The sequence below is a fragment of the Massilia sp. GER05 genome, from assembly GCF_052056005.1.
GTDB lineage: Bacteria > Pseudomonadota > Gammaproteobacteria > Burkholderiales > Burkholderiaceae_D > Telluria > Telluria orientalis.
In genome coordinates this window covers 4,442,772-4,459,235 of sequence record NZ_CP178858.1, presented here as the reverse complement: position 1 = coordinate 4,459,235, position 16,464 = coordinate 4,442,772, and the positions used below count along the sequence as shown (strand labels likewise).

The following is a 16,464-nucleotide window of genomic DNA, read 5'->3' as shown; positions in this document are numbered from 1 at the left end:
TTAATGCAAGTACAATGGCGCCCAGATGAAAGCCCGCCACTACCTGATCCTCATGGCCGTCGCCATCCTTGTGCCGGTCACCGTCATCGCCGGCGCGGGCCTGTCCATGCTCCTCGACTGGGAGCGCGAATCGCGCATCCGCAGCGTCGAGTCGAATGCGCGCGCCACCGCGCTGCTCGTCGACCGCGAGGTCGCGGCCGCCCAGGCGGCGCTGCGCGCCCTCGGCAATTCCGACGCCATACGCCGCGGCGATTTCGCCGAAATCCACCGCGAGGCGGCCGCGATGAACGCATCCACGCCGTGGACGTGGACCCTGTTGATCGACTACGACGGCAGCCCGCTGCTGAATACCCTCGCGCCGTACGGCACGACACTGCCGGGCCGTGCAGGCCCCTGGGTCGCGCAGGCGTGGGACAGCCGGGAGCCGCACGTGTCCGGCTACTTCGTCGGCGCCCTGTCGCGCAAGCCGACCGTCTCCGTCGACGTGCCGGTGCCGCGCACCGCCGGCGGGCGCTGGGTGCTGAGCCAGATCTTCGACGCCGGCCATTTCGCGACCGTGTTTGCGGAAAAGGGACTCGGGCCCGACTGGGTCATGGGCATTTTCGACCGCGACGGCATCTCGATCGCGCGCAACCGCAACCACGCGCTCGTCGGCGGCAAGGTACGTCCCGAACTGTTCGACGCGGCCCGCGCCGCGAAAAGCGGCATCGTGCGTCACGTGACGCGCGAAGGGACCGAAGTCTACGACATCTTCACGCACAGCGACGCCACCGGCTGGACCATCGCGATCGGCGTTCCCGTCGCCGAGATCGAGAAGGCGGCGCGGGCCGCGACCTTGTACGCGGGTCTCGCGCTGCTCGCGCTGATGGGACTCGCATTCGGCATCGCGTCGTTCCTCGCCCAGCGCCTGAGCGTGGCGCTCGACCGCGCGCGCCGCACCGCCGAGGCCTTGCCGCTGGGCGCGCCCGCCCGGCCCGCGCCGACCCGGGTGCACGAAGTCGACGTGCTGCAGGACGCGCTGTACCAAACGAGCGAAAACCTGGCACGCGAGCGCGCCGCGCGCGCGGCGCTCGAATCGGAACGCGAAGCGCTGCTCCAGAGCGAACGCGATGCGCGCCGCCTGGCCGAAACGCAGAGCGCCGCCAAGGACAACTTCCTCGCCATGCTGGGCCACGAACTGCGCAATCCGCTGGCCGCCATCGCGGGCGCGCTGAAGGTGCTCGACATGCCGGCCGCGAACGCGCAGATGACGGCCCACGCGCGCGAGATCGGCCGGCGCCAGAACGCGCCACCTGACCCGCATCGTCGACGACCTGCTCGACGTGCGCCGCATCCTGTCCGGCAAGGTGGAACTGAGAAAGACGCCCATCGACGCGGGCGCGCTGCTGCTGCACTGCTGCGCGACGCGGCAGGTGGTGGACGCGGGCATGCACGCGTGGACCGTGTCCGTGCCGGCGCTGTGGGTCGACGGCGATGCCACGCGGCTCGAACAGGTGTTCGACAACCTCCTGCACAACGCGATGAAGTACACGCCGGCCGACGGCGCGATCGCCGTGCGCGGCCATGCCGAGGATGGCGTCGCCGTGTTCGAGGTGAGCGACACCGGCATCGGGATCGAGCCGGCCACGTTGCCGCTGATCTTCGAGGCGCTCGTGCAGGGCCCCGTCGGCATCGACCGCGCGCAGGGCGGCCTCGGTCTCGGTCTCGCCCTCGTGCGCGAACTGGCGGCGCTGCACGGCGGCGGCGTGACGGCCGCGAGCGGCGGCGACGGTCAGGGCAGCACGTTCACCCTGCGCCTGCCGCTGGTGGGCGCACCCGCGCGCGCGGCGGATCCCGAACCGGACGCCGCGGCCAGCGCCGCGTGAACGGCGCCTACGCGCACACGGGTTCGTCCTGCAGGCGGTACGGCGACCCGCGGGCCCAGTCCAGCAGCAGCGCGGCCGGCATCGGCGCGGCGACGAAATAACCCTGGGCCTCGTCGCAGCCGAGGGTGTGCAGCGCATCCCAGATGCGGGCGTTGCTGACGCCTTCCGCGACGACGCCCATGCCGAGATCGTGCGCCAGGTGCACGGTGGATTTCACGATCGAGGCGGCGCGCCGGTCCTCGATCATTTGCATGGTGAAACCGTGGTCGATCTTGATGACGTCGACGGGCAGGCGGCTCAGGTAGCTCAGCGACGAATATCCCGTGCCGAAATCGTCGATGTACAGCCGGAAGCCCATCGCCGACAGGCGTTCCAGCTCGGCGATGCTCTCCGCCGGGTTCTGCATCAGGCTGCTCTCCGTCATCTCCAGCCCGATCAGGCCCGCGCACGAGCCATGCCGTTCCAGCAGCTCGCGCAGGTGCTCGGACAGCGACAGCGCGGCGATGTCGCGCGCGGACAGGTTCACGGCGATCGGGAGGCGCACGCCCTGCGTGCGCCATGCCTCGCTCTGGGCGACGGCGCTGGCCAGCATGTGCTGCGTGAGCACGTGGATCAGGTCCGTGGATTCGATCAGCGGCATGAACGTCTCCGGACCGATGCAGCCCTTCTCCGGATGGACCCAGCGCACGAGGGCTTCCGCGCCGACGATCTCGCGGCCATCCATCGTCACCTTCGGCTGGCAAAAGAGCTGGATCTGTCCGGCCTCGATGGCCGCGCGGAAGTCGCCGATCAGCGACAGGCGGTCGGGCGTGTGCGGGTCGTCCTCGGCCGCATAGACGGCGACGTTGCGCCCGAGGTGCGCGGCCTGGTACAGCGCGATGTCGGCTTTCCTCAGCAGCGTGTGGTAGTCGAGGCCTTGCAGCGGCGCGAGCGCGATGCCGACGCGCGCGCCGATCTCGTACGAGATGCCGGCGACCGCGAACGGGGCCTCCAGCGCGCGGTGGATGTGCTGGGCCCAGCGCCGCGCTTCTTCCTCGTCGGCGCCGTCCAGCACGATCGGAAAGCGCGCATCGCAGCGCGCCACGACGCCGGCCTGGCCGACGACGGCCGCGAGGCGGTCGGCCACGAGCGCGAGCAGCACGTCGCCGTACAGGTGCGTGAGCGCGTAGTTCACGTCGCGGAAGCGCACCAGGTCGACGATCAGGCAGGCCAGCCGCGCGGGGCCGCGTCCCCGGCCCGCGCCGCGGCGCAGCTGGATCAGCCGGTCGTCGACCTCGTTCTCGAACCGGTTCATGTTCGGCAGGCCGGTCACCGTGTCGTAGTATGCGAGGCGGCGCACGTTTTCCTCGGCGCGGCGGCGCTCCGTGACGTCCTGCACGAGGCCCAGCATCTTGACGACGCGGCCCGTCGCGTCGCGCCGGACCTCGGCCACGGAATGCAGCCAGCGGACCTCGCCGTCCGGCCGGATCAGGCGGAACTCGACGTCGTACTTGTAATCGGGGTCGAGCAGCGCCCGCTCGCGCGCGCGCTCCGCCATGGGCCGGTCGTCCGGGTGGATGCGGGCGTAGATCTCCGCCGTCGACACGGGCCTCTCGTCCGGGCGGAAGCCCATGATCCGGTAACCTTCCGGCGACGACGTCACGTGCGAATCGCTGGCCGCGTCCCAGATCCAGTTGCCGATCAGCGCGAGCGCCTGCGCGCGCAGCAACTCGTCCTGCGTGTCGCGCAGCTGGACTTCGGCCTCGACGTGGCGCGTCACGTCCTGCAGGACGACGAGCACGGCGTCGCGTCCGCCGTATTCGATGGCGCAACGCTGCAGGATGGCATGGTGGATCTCGCCGCGCGCGCCCGCGATGTGGCGCACGTGCGAATGCAGGCGGCAGGTATCCGGACGCAGGGCATCGGCGTCGTCCGCATCGCGCGCGTACAGCTCGGGCAAATGCATGCCCAGCAACCTGTCGCGGGTAAAGCCGAGCAGGACCAGCGTCGCGTCGTTGGCGTCGAGGATTTCCTGCGACACGGGGTCGCAGACCAGCATGGACAGCTGCGTCCCGTCGAACAGGGGCCGGCACCATGCGCTCGCATCCGCGCGCGGGGACTGTGCAGCCATGGCTTTCCTTTCCAGTCGATGAGGGACCACAATCCAGTATAACGCAATCATCGATAACAAAATGTCATCAAAGACCTGTCAAGATAGACAGGTAGCCCGCTTTTAGGCCATCCTCCAGAATGGCCCGCCCCGCTTTTTCCACCCCTCTCAGATGGAGCACACATGACGAACAACGTACGCTGGGGGATCCTCGGCACCGGCCGGATCGCCCGCGATTTCGCCACGGCCCTGCGCGACACGCCGGGTGCCACGCTCGCCGCCGTCGCCTCGCGCGACCCCGCGACGGCCGCCGGATTCGCCGACGAATTCCATATTCCCCTGCGCCTGAAAGGCTACGACAGCCTCGCCGCCTGCGCCGACGTGGACCTCGTCTACATCGGCACGCCGCACGCCATGCATGCCGAGAACGCGCTGTCGATGCTCGCCGGCGGCAAGGGTGTGCTGTGCGAAAAACCGTTCGCGCTGAACCGCGCGCAGGCCGGGCAGGTCGTCGCCCTCGCGCGCAGCCGCAAGGTATTCCTGATGGAAGCCATGTGGACGCGCTTCATGCCCGCGCTGGACGAAGTCAAACGCATCCTCGCCTCCGGCGTGCTGGGCGAGGTGTCGCAGGCCAGCGCCGATTTCGGCTTCGTCGCATCCGGCGGTCCGGAAGCGCGCCTGTTCAATCCGGCCCTCGGCGGCGGCGCGCTGCTCGACGTCGGCATCTATCCGCTGTCGATCACGGCCTATCTGCTCGGCGCCGTGGAATCCGTGCGCGCCCAGGCGGAACTGGGGCCGACCGGCGTCGACCTGCAAACCGTGTTCACCCTGCGCCACGCGGGCGGCGCGCTGTCCACGTGCGCCTGCTCGCTGAAGGCGCGCACGCCGGGTCTCCTCACATTGTCCGGCCGCCACGGCCAGCTGCGCCTGGACGCGCCGTTCCACCGTCCGCCCACCCTCACCCTCATGCTGGCCGGCGAGCCGGCGCGCATCATCCCGACGCCGTATCTCGGCAACGGCTACGTGCACGAGGCGATCGAGGCGCAGCGCTGCTGGACCGGAGGCCTGATCGAAAGCCCGGCCATGACGCACGAGCAGACCCTGCACCTGATGGGCGTGCTGGACGAGATCCGTGCCCAGACCGGCGTGAAGTATCCGGGCGATTGACATGACTCCCGGCGCGCGGCATACTCGCCGGTGTTAGCGCTATCAATACAATGACTGGAGACACAGATGGCCGCATTCCTTCATCCCGCCGGAGCAGTCCGATGACGGCCGCCCTGCCCCGGACCGCCGCCGCAGTCACACCCGCGGCGGCGGCGCCGCTGCCCTGGCGCGAAAAGCTGGCCTACGGCGTGGCCGACATGGGTTTCAATTTTTACTGGACCAATGTCGCCACCTTCCTGCTGATCTTCTACACGGACACGTTCGGGATCTCGGCCGCCGCGGCCGCGACGATGATGTCGACGATTAAGATCATCAACGCGTTTACCGACCCGATGATCGGCGCCGCCGCCGACCGCACGGACAGCCGCTTCGGCAAGTTCCGTCCGTGGCTCGTGTGGATGTGCGTCCCGCTGGCCGGCGCCGCTGTCCTCACGTACACGACGCCCGGCCTGGAAGGCGACGCCAAGCTCGCGTGGGCCTACGGGACGTACCTGCTGATGATGGTCTGCTACACCTGCGTGAACATCCCGTACAACGCGCTGTCCGGCGTGATGTCGGCCGATCCGCAGCAGCGCTCGACCATCAACGGCCTGCGTTTCATCTTCGCGTTCGCCGGCAGCACGCTCGTGACGGCCGCGACGCCCGACCTCGTGCGCTGGCTCGGCGCCGGCAACGACCAGCGCGGATGGCAACTGACGATGCTGCTGTGGGGCGTCGCCGCGTCGCTGCTGTTCGTGCTCACCTTCTTCAATACGCGCGAGCGCATCGCGCCGCCGCCGGGCCAGAAGAACGCCGTGTGGCGCGACGTGCGCGACCTCGCGGGCAACCGGCCGTGGGTGGTGCTGTTCTTCCTCGCCCTGATCATCATGGTGACGATCACGCTGCGCACCGCCAGCGCCGCCTATTACTTCAAATACGTCGTCGAGCGCCCGGACCTGATGCGCACCTTCGTGCCGACCTACATGGTGACGGCCGCGATCGGCGCAGCCCTCACGCCGCTGCTCACCCGCTTCATCGACAAGAAGACCCTGATGATCGTGCTGATGAGCGCGACCGCCGTACTGTCCGCCGCGTTCTACGTCGTGCCGCCGGACCAGGTGTGGCTGATGTTCGTGCTGCAGGGCGCGATGGGTCTCGTGCTGGGGCCGAAGTCGCCGCTGGCGTTCTCGATGTATGCCGATACCGCCGACTACAACGAGTGGCGCACGGGCCGCCGCGCCACCGCCATGACGTTCGCCGCCGCCACGTTCTCGCAAAAGCTGGGCACGGCGGTCGCCGTCGCCGTGATCGGGTCCGTGTTCACGGCGCTCGGCTACGTCCCCAACGCCGTGCAGGCCACCGGGTCGCGCGAAGGGATCGTGTGGCTCATGTCCTTCATCCCGGCGGCGTTCGCCGTCGCCGCCGTCGCCGTGATGTGCTTCTATAACCTGAATGCCAGGCAGCTCGCGGCAATCCAGGCCGACCTGGCCGCCCGCAAACCGCTCATCGAATAAACAACGCGAATAACAACGACAAGGAAAGACCATGCTGCAACCGACCGAGAACGGCGCACGCTACGACCTCGCGAGCCCGACCGCCATGCCGAACGCCGGCGGCTTCCTGTGGAACCGCCGGATGATGATCCAGGTGACGTGCCGCGGCTACGCCACCGCCCAGTTCATGCAGCCGGAACCCGCCAAGTACTCGCACGCGCCGAACCTCGAGGCGAAGACCTTCATGCAGCCGGAGCAGGCCTATTACGCGCACCACCCGGGCCGCTTCTTCTATGTGAAGGACGAAGAGACGGGCGAGATCTTCTCGGCGCCGCACGAACCCGTGCGCGCGGCGCCCGACCGTTTCAGCTTTTCCGTCGGCCGCGACGACCTCGCGTGGACCGTCGAAAAGCTGGGCATCCGCATCGACCTGCGCCTGGGCGTCCCGGTCGACGACGTGGCCGAGCTGTGGACCCTCACCGTGACGAACGTCAGCGGCCGGCCGCGCAAGGTCAGCGTCTACCCCTACTTCACGATCGGCTACATGTCGTGGATGAACCAGTCGGCCGAGTACCGCGCCGACCTCGGTGGCATCGTCGCCTCCAGCGTGACGCCGTACCAGAAGCTGCAGGACTATTTCAAGAACAAGGATTTCAAGGACAGGACCTACTTCCTGTGCGAGACGGCGCCGGACGCGTGGGAAACGAACCAGGGCCAGTTCGAAGGCGAAGGCGGCCTGCATGCGCCGGATGCGCTGCGCAACGAACGCCTGGCCGGCGGCGACGCCCGTTACGAAACGCCCGTCGCGGTCGTCCAGTATCGCCTCGCGCTGGATGCCGGCGCCGCCGTGACGCGCCGCTTCCTGTTCGGCCCCGCGTTCGACGACGCCGAGATCGCGTCCATGCAACGGCGCTACCTCGGCGCCGAGCAGTTTGCCGCCGCGGCCCGCGACTATGCGGCGTATGCGGACCAGGGCGCCGGCTGCGTCCAGGTCGAGACGCCGGACGCGGCATTCGACAACTTCGTCAACCGCTGGCTCGCGCGCCAGGTGTTCTATCACGGCGACGTCAATCGCCTCAGCACGGACCCGCAGACGCGGAACTACCTGCAGGACAACATGGGGATGGCGTTCATCAAGCCCGCCGTCGCGCGCGCCGCGTTCCTGCACGCGCTGTCGCAACAGGGTACGAACGGTGCGATGCCGGACGGGATCCTGCTGTTCGAAGGCGCGGAGCTCAAGTACATCAACCAGGTGCCGCACACGGACCACTGCGTGTGGCTGCCCGTGTGCCTGCAGGCCTACCTCGACGAGACGGGCGACTATGCGATCCTCGACGAACCGGTCACGGGCCACGACGGCATGGCGCTCACGGCGTACGAACGGATCTCGATGGCGATGGACTGGCTGCTGCACAAGCGCGACCACCGCGGTCTCTCGTACATCGAACAGGGCGACTGGTGCGATCCGATGAACATGGTCGGGTACAAGGGCCGCGGCGTGTCCGGCTGGCTGACGGTGGCCGCCGCGTACGCGCTGAACCTGTGGGCCGACGTGTGCGAGGCGCGCGGCGACGACTGGCGCACCGAGCACTTCCGCGGGGGCGCGCTCGACATGAACACGGCGGCGAACCTGCACCTGTGGGACGGCGCGTGGTACGCCCGCGGCATCACGGACGACGACGTGATCTTCGGCGTCAGCGCCGACAAGGAAGGCCGCATCTATTTGAATCCGCAGAGCTGGGCGTTCCTCAGCGGCGCGCCGGACGAGAAGCAGCGCGCGACGATGCTGGCGGAGATCGACGGCCAGCTCGACACGCCGTACGGCGTGCAGATGTTCGCCCCGCCCTATTCCGCGATGCGCGAGGACGTGGGCCGCGTGACGCAGAAGCACCCGGGATCGGCGGAGAACGGCGCCGTGTACAACCACGCGTCCGTGTTCTACATCTACAGCCTGTACACGATCGCGCAGCCGGACCGCGCATGGGACGCGCTGCGCAAGATGATTCCGGGCCCGGGCGAGGACGACTACCTGCGGCGCGGGCAGCTTCCCGTCTTCATCCCGAATTACTACCGCGGCGCGTGGAAGGAATACCCGCGCACGGCCGGCCGTTCGAGCCAGTTGTTCAACACGGGCACCGTATCCTGGGTCTACCGGTCCATCGTCGAAGGCCTGTGCGGTTTGAAGGGCGATGCGGCAGGCCTCGTCGTGAATCCGCAGTTGCCGTCGCACTGGCCGTCCATGCGCGTCCGCCGCGTGTTCCGCGGCGCCACGTTCGACGTCAGCGTGACGCGTGGCGCGGTCGAGCGGACGACGGTCGTGTGCGACGGGCAGACGCTGCCGGAAGCGCGCATCGGCGGCATCGAAGCGGGCCGCACGTATCGCGTCGAGGTGACCGTGCCCTGAAGGCCGGCGCCAGGCGGCACGGACCGGGCATGCACCGGTCCGTGTAACGCGGCACGCGCAGCGTTGGCTACGGCTTCAGCGACAACGGCATGGTCACGGGCGACGTCGCGCCGGCCAACCGTCCCGGTCACGCCTTCCTCTACGCCGGCGATACGATGCGCGACCTGGGCACGCTGCCCGGCGGCAGCTCCAGCATCGGCCTCGGCATCAACGACACCGGGCAGGTGGCCGGCTCGGCGACCACCGCCGCGGACCGGACGCATGCCATCCTGGCCGGCTATGGCGGCATGCGGGATCTCGGCACGCTAGGCGGCGATTACTCATACGGCATCGGCATCGACGACGCAGGCCACGTGGCCGGCGCCTCGACGTTCGGTGGCATCAACGATTCCCGGCAAATCCTCGGTTACGCCTGTCGTACGAGCGACGTGTGCCGGCCGGTGCGGCTGGATCCGGTCACGCCGCCGCCCGTGCCGGAGCCAGGCGCACCGACGCTGTTGCTGGCGGGGGTGATCTTGGGCGTTGGCGCGGTTACGGCCAAAAAAAACAGGACCGGAAGCGACAAGCAACCAGTCCCTAAGAGGAGATATTTGAAGAGTGCGCAGCCCCCCGCGCACCCGCACCGCCTGCCGGCGCCACCGTCTGGTAGCGCTAACAAGCAATGCTGACAGTGTAACGTTTCCACGGAAAATGTAAAGCTCAACCGGATGATTTTTTTTGGCTGTGTTCGCGCTAGTTATGTGAACTGTAATTCGTTGCAGAGGTCATACGCATCGTCGAGTTAACTCATGAGGAGTGGCGATGCGCGGCCTGACGTTCGACGAATTGTTCGCCATGTTGCTGGCGGTGCAGTTGTCGCCAGACGACCTGGCCCGGCTACGGGAATGGATCGGCGGCATCGCGGATCCGGCCGAGTGCATCGCCCTGATCGAGCAGGCGGCGGCGGGCCGGCCGTGTCCGCACTGCGGCTGCGCCCGTAAGCACCGCTGCGGCCAGGCGAGTGGACTGCAGCGCTTCCGTTGCCTCACATGTGGGCGCAGCCACAACGCATTGACCGGTACGCCGCTGGCGCGGCTGCGCAAGAAGGAGCTCTGGCTGCCGTATCTGCAATGCGTGCTCGAATCGCGCACGGTGCGTAATGCCGCGCAGGTCGTCGGGGTGCATCGTACGACCAGTTTTCGATGGCGCCACCGGTTCGTACCCGGTGCGATGAGCGACCGGCCGGCGACGTTGTCGGCCATCGTCGAGGCCGACGAAACCTACCGGCTGGAATCGCAGAAGGGCGCGCGCAACCTGACGCGGCCGCCGCGAAAGCGGGGTGGCGTGGCCAAGCGGCGGGGTATCAATCGAGAACACGATTGCCTGCTCATCGCGCGCGACCGCAGCGGCCGTACGCTCGATTTTCATACGGGGCGCGGCCAGGTGACGGTGGCGCAATTACATGAGTGCCTCAAACCCGTGCTGCAGGACGACGTCCTCTTGATCACCGACGGCGCCATCGTCTATCGGCATTTCGCGGAGCAGGCCGGCATCACGCATGAAGCGGTGAACGTGAAAGCGGGCATCCGGGCGCGCGGCGCGATTCACATTCAAAACGTGAATAGCTGGCACAGCCGCTTCAAGAGCTGGCTGGTGCGGTTCCGCGGCGTGGCGAGCCGTTACCTGATCCACTACTCGGGATGGCAGCGCATGCTGGACGATCGTCGGCTCACGAAGCCGGCTCATCTGCTGTGCGCTGCGGTCCAGCTCGGCTAGGCAAGCGGGTTACCGAATTACCGCGAACACAGCCTTTTTTTTCGCGGCCGCCGCCCGGATCAGGTGCTTTCCCGCTCGCGCAACGTGAAGCCGAGATCGATCCGCCGCTCGCGCGGCTCCTTCCCGCCGATCACGTCGAGCAGCAGCGACGCCGCCTCATACCCGATGCGGTACCGCGGCGTGTCGATGGTCGTCAGCGACGGCACCATCCAGGCGGACGCCGGCAGGTCGTTGAAACCGGCAATGGCGACGTCCTGCGGCACGCGGATGTCGTGGCGCTGGCAATAATAGATGGCGCCGTGCGCAAGGTCGTCGTTGCAGAAGAACACGGCATCGCAATCCGGCAGCGTGTCCAGTGCCTGGCGCATCAGCTCGGCGCCGAGGGCGATGGTCGACGGGTCCGCCACCATGATCTCCAGCTTCGGATCGGCCAGGCCGGCCGCCTGCATCGCCTGCCGGTAGCCGTCCGCGCGGCGCAGCGTGCGCTCGTCGAGCTGCGCGCCCACGAAGACGATACGCTTGTAGCCGCGCTCGATCAGGTGGCGCGTGATGGCATTGCCGGCGTCGTGCTGCGAGAAGCCGACCGAGAGTGCACCCGGTTCGTCGGCGAGATCCATCATCGACACGACCGGCATGCGCGAGGCGGCCAGCATGCGCTCGACCTGCGGGCTGTGCGTGAGGCCGGAGAGCAGGATGCCGTCCGGATTCGACTGCAGGTAGGTGAGCAGCAGCTTTTCTTCCTCGGCATCCGAATAGCGTGTATTGCCGATCAGCAACTGGTACTGCCCATGTTCGATGGCGTCATGGATACCGTCGAGCACGGCCGTGAACACGACGTTCGACAGCGACGGCACGAGCGCCACGATCACGCGCGACTGCGACGACGCGAGCGCCCGCGCGGCGCGGTTGGGCACATAGCCCAGTTCCACCACCGCCTGCTCCACCTTGGTCCGTGTCGCCTCGGACACCAGTTGGGGCTGGCTGAGGGCGCGCGATGCCGTCATCGTCGATACGCCCGCGTGCGCCGCCACCTCTTCCAGTGTAGTCCGCCCCGTTCCCCTTACCTTGCCTGTACTGCTTCTGCTCATTGTTTTTTTCGTAAATACTGACCACACTGCGGGCCGACCATGGATTCCGCCACGGATTGAACATTTTGTCAATGTTTGACATGCAATCGTTCCCAATCCGCGACGCGCGGAATCACTGTCGAGTGCTGTCCGACTGGTCCTACAATCGCCTGACGCCTCCGCCGATTGTCGGCCCCGGCAGGCGGCCTACCATGGCGTTTCACGTACCGATCAAGGAGACGATTATGCCGAGCAACCAGGAGTACAAAGGCAAGGGCATGAAGGGCCGGAACTATGACGAGCTGAGCGGTGTAGGCACCAGCAGTGCCGGAAAGACGGGCACGACGGGCAACCTGAACGATGGCGGCCGCGACGGCGGCATCGGCACGCCCGACCTGGGGGATTCGGGCAACCTGCAGTCGGCCGGCGGCCAGCCGGGCGGCACGCCGGCACAGGGCCGGTCGCGGCGCAGCCAGGGCAACCAGCAGAACTCCGACCTGGCCAGCGGGCCGGGCGACAACGCGCAGCGCGGTGACCAGGGCAACCTCCAGAGTGGCAACCTCGACCAGGGCAACCAGTCGCAGTCCGACCTCGGCAGCGGGCCCGGCGACAATTCGCAACGGGGCAGCCGCGGCGGCGGCAACATGCAGAGCGGCGGCCAGGGCAGCCGGTCGGGCCGGAACCGGTTGACGCCGGACGATCTCGATACGGACGAGTCCCTGTAACACCCTCACCGGCCCGCCCACCGGGCGGGCCTGTCCCGAAGCCATGATGTTGTGTTTACGCGTCACTCGGGGAAAGAGTTGCCACGCGGAATGATACAATCATCCATCCGTGCGCCTGTGCGGGCTTCTTCCGCATCATTCCCGGTCTGACTGGAAACACATCATGAACGCGCCGGCCCTGCCCGCCTCCGCCGCCGACTACATCGCGCATATCGATCTTGCCTTCGAACTGATGGTCGTGCTGGACGCGTCCGGACGCATCGTGCGCGCCAACGCGGCGGCCGGGGACATCCTCGGCTACAGCCCGGTCGAGCTGGCGGGCCGTCCCGTGCGGGAGCTTCTGCATCCGGACGAGCGAGCCGCCATGGACACGCTCGCGGCCGACCTGCTGGCCGGCCGGCCGTGCCACGAGCGCGAACTGCGCTGGCGCCGCAAGGACGGCGCGACGATCTATCTGTCGCTGTCCGCGCGCTGGTCCGCGCACGCCAGGCTCGTGTACGCGAGCGCGCGCGACGTCACCACGCACCGCGCGGCACGCGACGAACTGAAACGCTCGCGCGAGCGCATGCACGCCATGCTGGAGAGTATCGGCGACGCGTTCTTCGCCATCGACCGCGAGTGGCGCATCACGTACGCCAACCGCAAGGCCGGTGCGTTCATCGGCGTGGACGTGGCACCGAATGTCGGGCGCCACCTGCTCGAGGTCGCGCCCGCGCTCGAAGGCTCGGCCATCGTCGAGCACTACCGCCGCGCGCTGGCCAGCGGCGAATCCGGCTTCTTCGAAGCGTACTGGCAGCCGTCGGCGACGTGGGTCGAGGTACGCTGCTACCCGACGCCGGACGGGCTCTCGGTCTACTTCCATGACGTCACCGCCAAGCGCGTCGCGCTGGACGCCGTCCGCAAGAGCGAGCAGCGCTTCCGCAACCTGTTCCAGCAGGCCGGCGACAGCATCGTGATCGCCGACGCCGACCTGCGCATCATCGCCGCCAACGGCCGCGCGTGCGCCCGCTTCGGCTACACGGAAGACGAATTCGGCGGCCTGTCCGTGAGCGACATCGACGGCCACCACGCCTACACGCCGGGCCTGCTCGACAGCCTGCGCGGCGGCCAGACGCACCTCCTGCGCATGGCCAAGCGGAGAAAGGACGGCACCAGCTTCCCGGCCGAGGTGCACATCTCGCGCTTCGAGGACGGCGGCGAGGAATACTTCCAGGCCATCATCCGCGACCTGACGGAGCGCGAGGAAGCGGAGCGCCAGCTGCGCGCCAGCGAACGGCGCTTCCGCGAAGTCATCGAGATGACGCCGGCCGGCTACGTGCTGGCCAGCGCGGACGGCCGCGTCCTCGACGTCAACCCGGCCCTGTGCGCACTCGCGGGCCATACGCGCGCCGCGCTGCTCGCGCGCACGCTCGACGACCTGTTCGTCGCCTTCCCCTGGCACGGCCTCGCGGCGCACGACGCCGACGCACCGGTGCAGGGCGTGGAGGCGGTGCTGCGCCACGCGCAAGGCGGCTCCGTGCACGTGCTGTTCAATGGCAGCGTGCGGCGCGACCCGTGCGGCAACGTGGAATCCGTGACGGGCCTGATGAGCGACATCACCGACCGCAAGCAGGCCGAACGCCGGCTGCAGCAACTGGCCACGCACGACACGTTGACGGGCCTGCCCAACCGCGCGCTGCTGCAGGAACGCGTCCAGCGCATGCTCGACGAGTGCCCCCGCGGCCGCGCCGTCGCCGTCATGTTCCTCGACCTCGACCGCTTCAAGGAAGTCAACGATTCGTTCGGCCACGAGTTGGGCGACGCGCTGCTGTGCGAAGTCGCGGCGCGGTTGCGCAAGGTGATGCGGCCGGGCGACGTGATCGCCCGTCTCGGGGGCGACGAATTCGTCGTGGCGGCCGAGTGCGCGGGCGCGCAGGATGCCGAAGTGATCGCGGCCAAGCTGCTCGACGCGCTGGCGCTGCCGGTGCGCGTGGGCGGCCAGGAAGTGACGGCCGGCGGGTCGATCGGCATCAGCATGTTCCCGCACGACGCCGGCACCCGCGAGCTGCTGTTCCAGACCGCCGACACGGCGATGTACGGCGCCAAGCGCGCGGGCCGCAACCGCTACCGCTTCTTCGAACCGGCGATGACGCTCGCGGCCCAGGCGCGCATGGCGCTCGAGATGGCGCTGCGGCCCGCGCTCGCGCGCGCCGAGTTCGAGCTGCACTACCAGCCGCGCATCGACCTGCGCACGATGAACGTCGTCGGCATCGAGGCGCTGATCCGCTGGAACAGCGCGGACCTGGGACGCGTCTCGCCGGGCGAATTCATCGCCATCGCCGAGGAGACGGGCCTGATCCTGCCGATCGGCCGCTGGGTGCTGAACGAGGCGTGCCGCCAGACGCGCCGCCTGATCGACCGCCACGGCCGCACCATCCGCGTGTCCGTGAACGTCTCCGCGCGCCAGCTCGCGCAGCCTGGGTTCGTCGACGACGTCCGCACCGCGCTGGCGGATACCGGCCTCCCCGCCGCTTGCCTCGAAGTGGAACTGACGGAAAGCGCCCTGATCGAAGACATCCCGCGCACGGCCGCCATGCTCGACGAGCTGCGCGCGCTGGGCGTCAAGCTGGCCGTCGACGACTTCGGCACCGGCTATTCCGGCCTCGCCTACCTGCGGCGCTTCCACATCGACATGCTCAAGCTGGACCGCTCGTTCGTGCTGCAGGCCGATGGCCGCATCAGTGCCTTCGACTTCATCAAGGCATTCGTCGACATGGCCCATGCGCTGAAACTGTCGGTCGTGGCGGAAGGCGTGGAAACGGCCGAGGTGCTGGACTTCCTGCGCGCGGCCGACTGCGACGAGGTGCAGGGTTACCTGATGGCCCGGCCGATGCCGCTGGACGCGCTCGAGGCCTGGCTGGTCGCGGCGACCAAAGGCTAGCGCGCTGCGACGGCGGCGCCTGCTGCCGTCTCCTCATCCGCGTCTTCGGGGGGCGCGAGCAGCAGGAGCCGCCCCTCCAGCGCCTCGAACCGCAGCGGCAACCGCATCCGGCACACTTCCCCATCCGTCGCCGTCTTGAGCCTGCGCCGCGCCGACAGCAGCGGCGCGCGCACCGTCATGCTCCGGAACGCGAACGCCTGGACATCCTCCGCCTCGCCCAGCCGCCCGAGCGCCCCGCGCACGAGCAACCCCAGCATCCGCAACCGCCCGACGGGCCGCGGCGCGATCGCCACCAGCCGTCCTTCGTCCAGCGCATGGTCGAGTGCATGCATGCCCACCTGTTCCATCTGCAGACGATTGTTACCGACGAAGAGCGTAGGCGTGCGCAGGTGGCGCGTCTGGCCGTCCAGTTCGAGGGTGATGCGCAGGCTGCGGTAGCCCCGCAGCGCCGTCTTGACGGCCGACAGGAGGGCCACGACGCGCCAACGGCCGTACTGGCGCTTGTCGTGCTCGCGCTCTTCCAGCAGGTGCGGATACATGCCGACGCTCGCGTTCACGAGGAAGATCCGCTCGTTCAGCAGGCCGATCTGCACCGGCCGCACGCGGGCGTGCAGCAGCGCGCGCACGGCCTCGGCCAGGTCTTCCGGAATGCCATGCGTGCGGCCGAAATAATTGAAGGTACCCTGCGGCAGCACGCCGAACACGCAGCCGTGCGCGACGGCCGCATGCGCGACCGTGTTGAGCGTGCCGTCGCCCCCGCCGCGACGAGAATGGCGCCGTCGCGCGCCGCCCGTCCGGCCATGACGCGCGCCGCGTCCGCGAGCTTTGCCGCATCGTGCACGACCTCCAGTTCGCAGGATCGTCCCGCCGCGCCCAGCACGGCGCGGATCGTCGTGCAACGCAGGTCGGTCTCGGCCCGGCCGGAGCCGGCGTTCAGGACGACGTAGAAGGGGGCATCGGAGCGCACAGGTTCGGGACGTGATGCGGCGCGCATCGCCGT

The 16,464-nt window shown here is 68.6% G+C and carries 12 protein-coding genes and 2 pseudogenes; 11 read left to right on the top strand and 3 right to left on the bottom strand.

The genetic code is table 11. The features are described from left to right. Nucleotides 1-25 precede the first annotated feature (25 nt). A pseudogene (locus ACL58G_RS19790) lies at nucleotides 26-1,219 on the top strand (hypothetical protein); the annotation flags it as partial. A gap of 208 nt (nucleotides 1,220-1,427) precedes the next feature. Then, entirely contained in the window at nucleotides 1,428-1,865 is a 438-nt protein-coding gene (locus tag ACL58G_RS19785) for a sensor histidine kinase (protein ID WP_440968066.1), read from the top strand. Nucleotides 1,866-1,872: 7 nt separating this feature from the next. Here ACL58G_RS19785 and ACL58G_RS19780 read toward each other — a convergent pair whose 3' ends face one another. Beyond that, nucleotides 1,873-3,975, bottom strand: coding sequence for a putative bifunctional diguanylate cyclase/phosphodiesterase (locus ACL58G_RS19780; RefSeq protein WP_413388818.1), 2,103 nt, complete (start codon nucleotides 3,973-3,975; stop codon nucleotides 1,873-1,875). A gap of 162 nt (nucleotides 3,976-4,137) precedes the next feature. Between ACL58G_RS19780 and ACL58G_RS19775 the strand changes: the two genes are divergently transcribed. From ACL58G_RS19775 to ACL58G_RS19750, 6 genes and pseudogenes are all read left to right on the top strand, one after another. Then, nucleotides 4,138-5,121, top strand: a complete 984-nt coding sequence (locus ACL58G_RS19775) for a Gfo/Idh/MocA family protein (protein ID WP_413388819.1) — start codon at nucleotides 4,138-4,140, stop codon at nucleotides 5,119-5,121. 101 nt (nucleotides 5,122-5,222) lie between these two features. Beyond that, nucleotides 5,223-6,614 carry an MFS transporter gene (locus ACL58G_RS19770; protein WP_440962892.1) on the top strand — a complete coding sequence of 464 codons (1,392 nt, stop codon included), beginning with the start codon at nucleotides 5,223-5,225 and terminating at the stop codon, nucleotides 6,612-6,614. Nucleotides 6,615-6,645: 31 nt separating this feature from the next. After that, nucleotides 6,646-8,997 carry a GH36-type glycosyl hydrolase domain-containing protein gene (locus ACL58G_RS19765; protein WP_440962891.1) on the top strand — a complete coding sequence of 784 codons (2,352 nt, stop codon included), beginning with the start codon at nucleotides 6,646-6,648 and terminating at the stop codon, nucleotides 8,995-8,997. An 80-nt stretch (nucleotides 8,998-9,077) separates the two neighbouring features. Further along, a pseudogene (locus ACL58G_RS19760) lies at nucleotides 9,078-9,167 on the top strand (hypothetical protein); the annotation flags it as partial. Then, nucleotides 9,153-9,665, top strand: coding sequence for a hypothetical protein (locus ACL58G_RS19755; RefSeq protein WP_440968064.1), 513 nt, complete (start codon nucleotides 9,153-9,155; stop codon nucleotides 9,663-9,665). The pseudogene ACL58G_RS19760 and the gene ACL58G_RS19755, both read left to right, overlap by 15 nt. A 133-nt stretch (nucleotides 9,666-9,798) precedes the next feature. Beyond that, on the top strand, nucleotides 9,799-10,752 hold the full coding sequence (locus ACL58G_RS19750; protein ID WP_413388824.1) for an IS1595 family transposase: 954 nt from the start codon (nucleotides 9,799-9,801) through the stop codon (nucleotides 10,750-10,752). Between the two features lie 59 nt (nucleotides 10,753-10,811). On the opposite strand, the gene ACL58G_RS19745 is transcribed toward ACL58G_RS19750, so the two are convergent. Then, nucleotides 10,812-11,840, bottom strand: a complete 1,029-nt coding sequence (locus ACL58G_RS19745) for a LacI family DNA-binding transcriptional regulator (protein WP_413341860.1) — start codon at nucleotides 11,838-11,840, stop codon at nucleotides 10,812-10,814. A 224-nt stretch (nucleotides 11,841-12,064) separates the two neighbouring features. On the opposite strand from ACL58G_RS19745, the gene ACL58G_RS19740 reads away from it, so the two are divergent. Together ACL58G_RS19740 and ACL58G_RS19735 are read left to right on the top strand one after the other, a co-directional pair. Continuing rightward, nucleotides 12,065-12,544 carry a hypothetical protein gene (locus ACL58G_RS19740; protein ID WP_413388826.1) on the top strand — a complete coding sequence of 160 codons (480 nt, stop codon included), beginning with the start codon at nucleotides 12,065-12,067 and terminating at the stop codon, nucleotides 12,542-12,544. Between the two features lie 163 nt (nucleotides 12,545-12,707). Then, nucleotides 12,708-15,464, top strand: a complete 2,757-nt coding sequence (locus ACL58G_RS19735; protein ID WP_440962890.1) for an EAL domain-containing protein — start codon at nucleotides 12,708-12,710, stop codon at nucleotides 15,462-15,464. On the opposite strand, the gene ACL58G_RS19730 is transcribed toward ACL58G_RS19735, so the two are convergent. Further along, the gene (locus tag ACL58G_RS19730; RefSeq protein ID WP_440962889.1) at nucleotides 15,461-16,168 is read right to left on the bottom strand and encodes a diacylglycerol/lipid kinase family protein; all 708 of its coding nucleotides are present in this window, start codon (nucleotides 16,166-16,168) and stop codon (nucleotides 15,461-15,463) included. The genes ACL58G_RS19735 and ACL58G_RS19730 overlap by 4 nt on opposite strands. A 21-nt stretch (nucleotides 16,169-16,189) precedes the next feature. Between ACL58G_RS19730 and ACL58G_RS19725 the strand changes: the two genes are divergently transcribed. Next, entirely contained in the window at nucleotides 16,190-16,411 is a 222-nt protein-coding gene (locus ACL58G_RS19725; protein WP_440962888.1) for a hypothetical protein, read from the top strand. Nucleotides 16,412-16,464 lie beyond the last annotated feature (53 nt).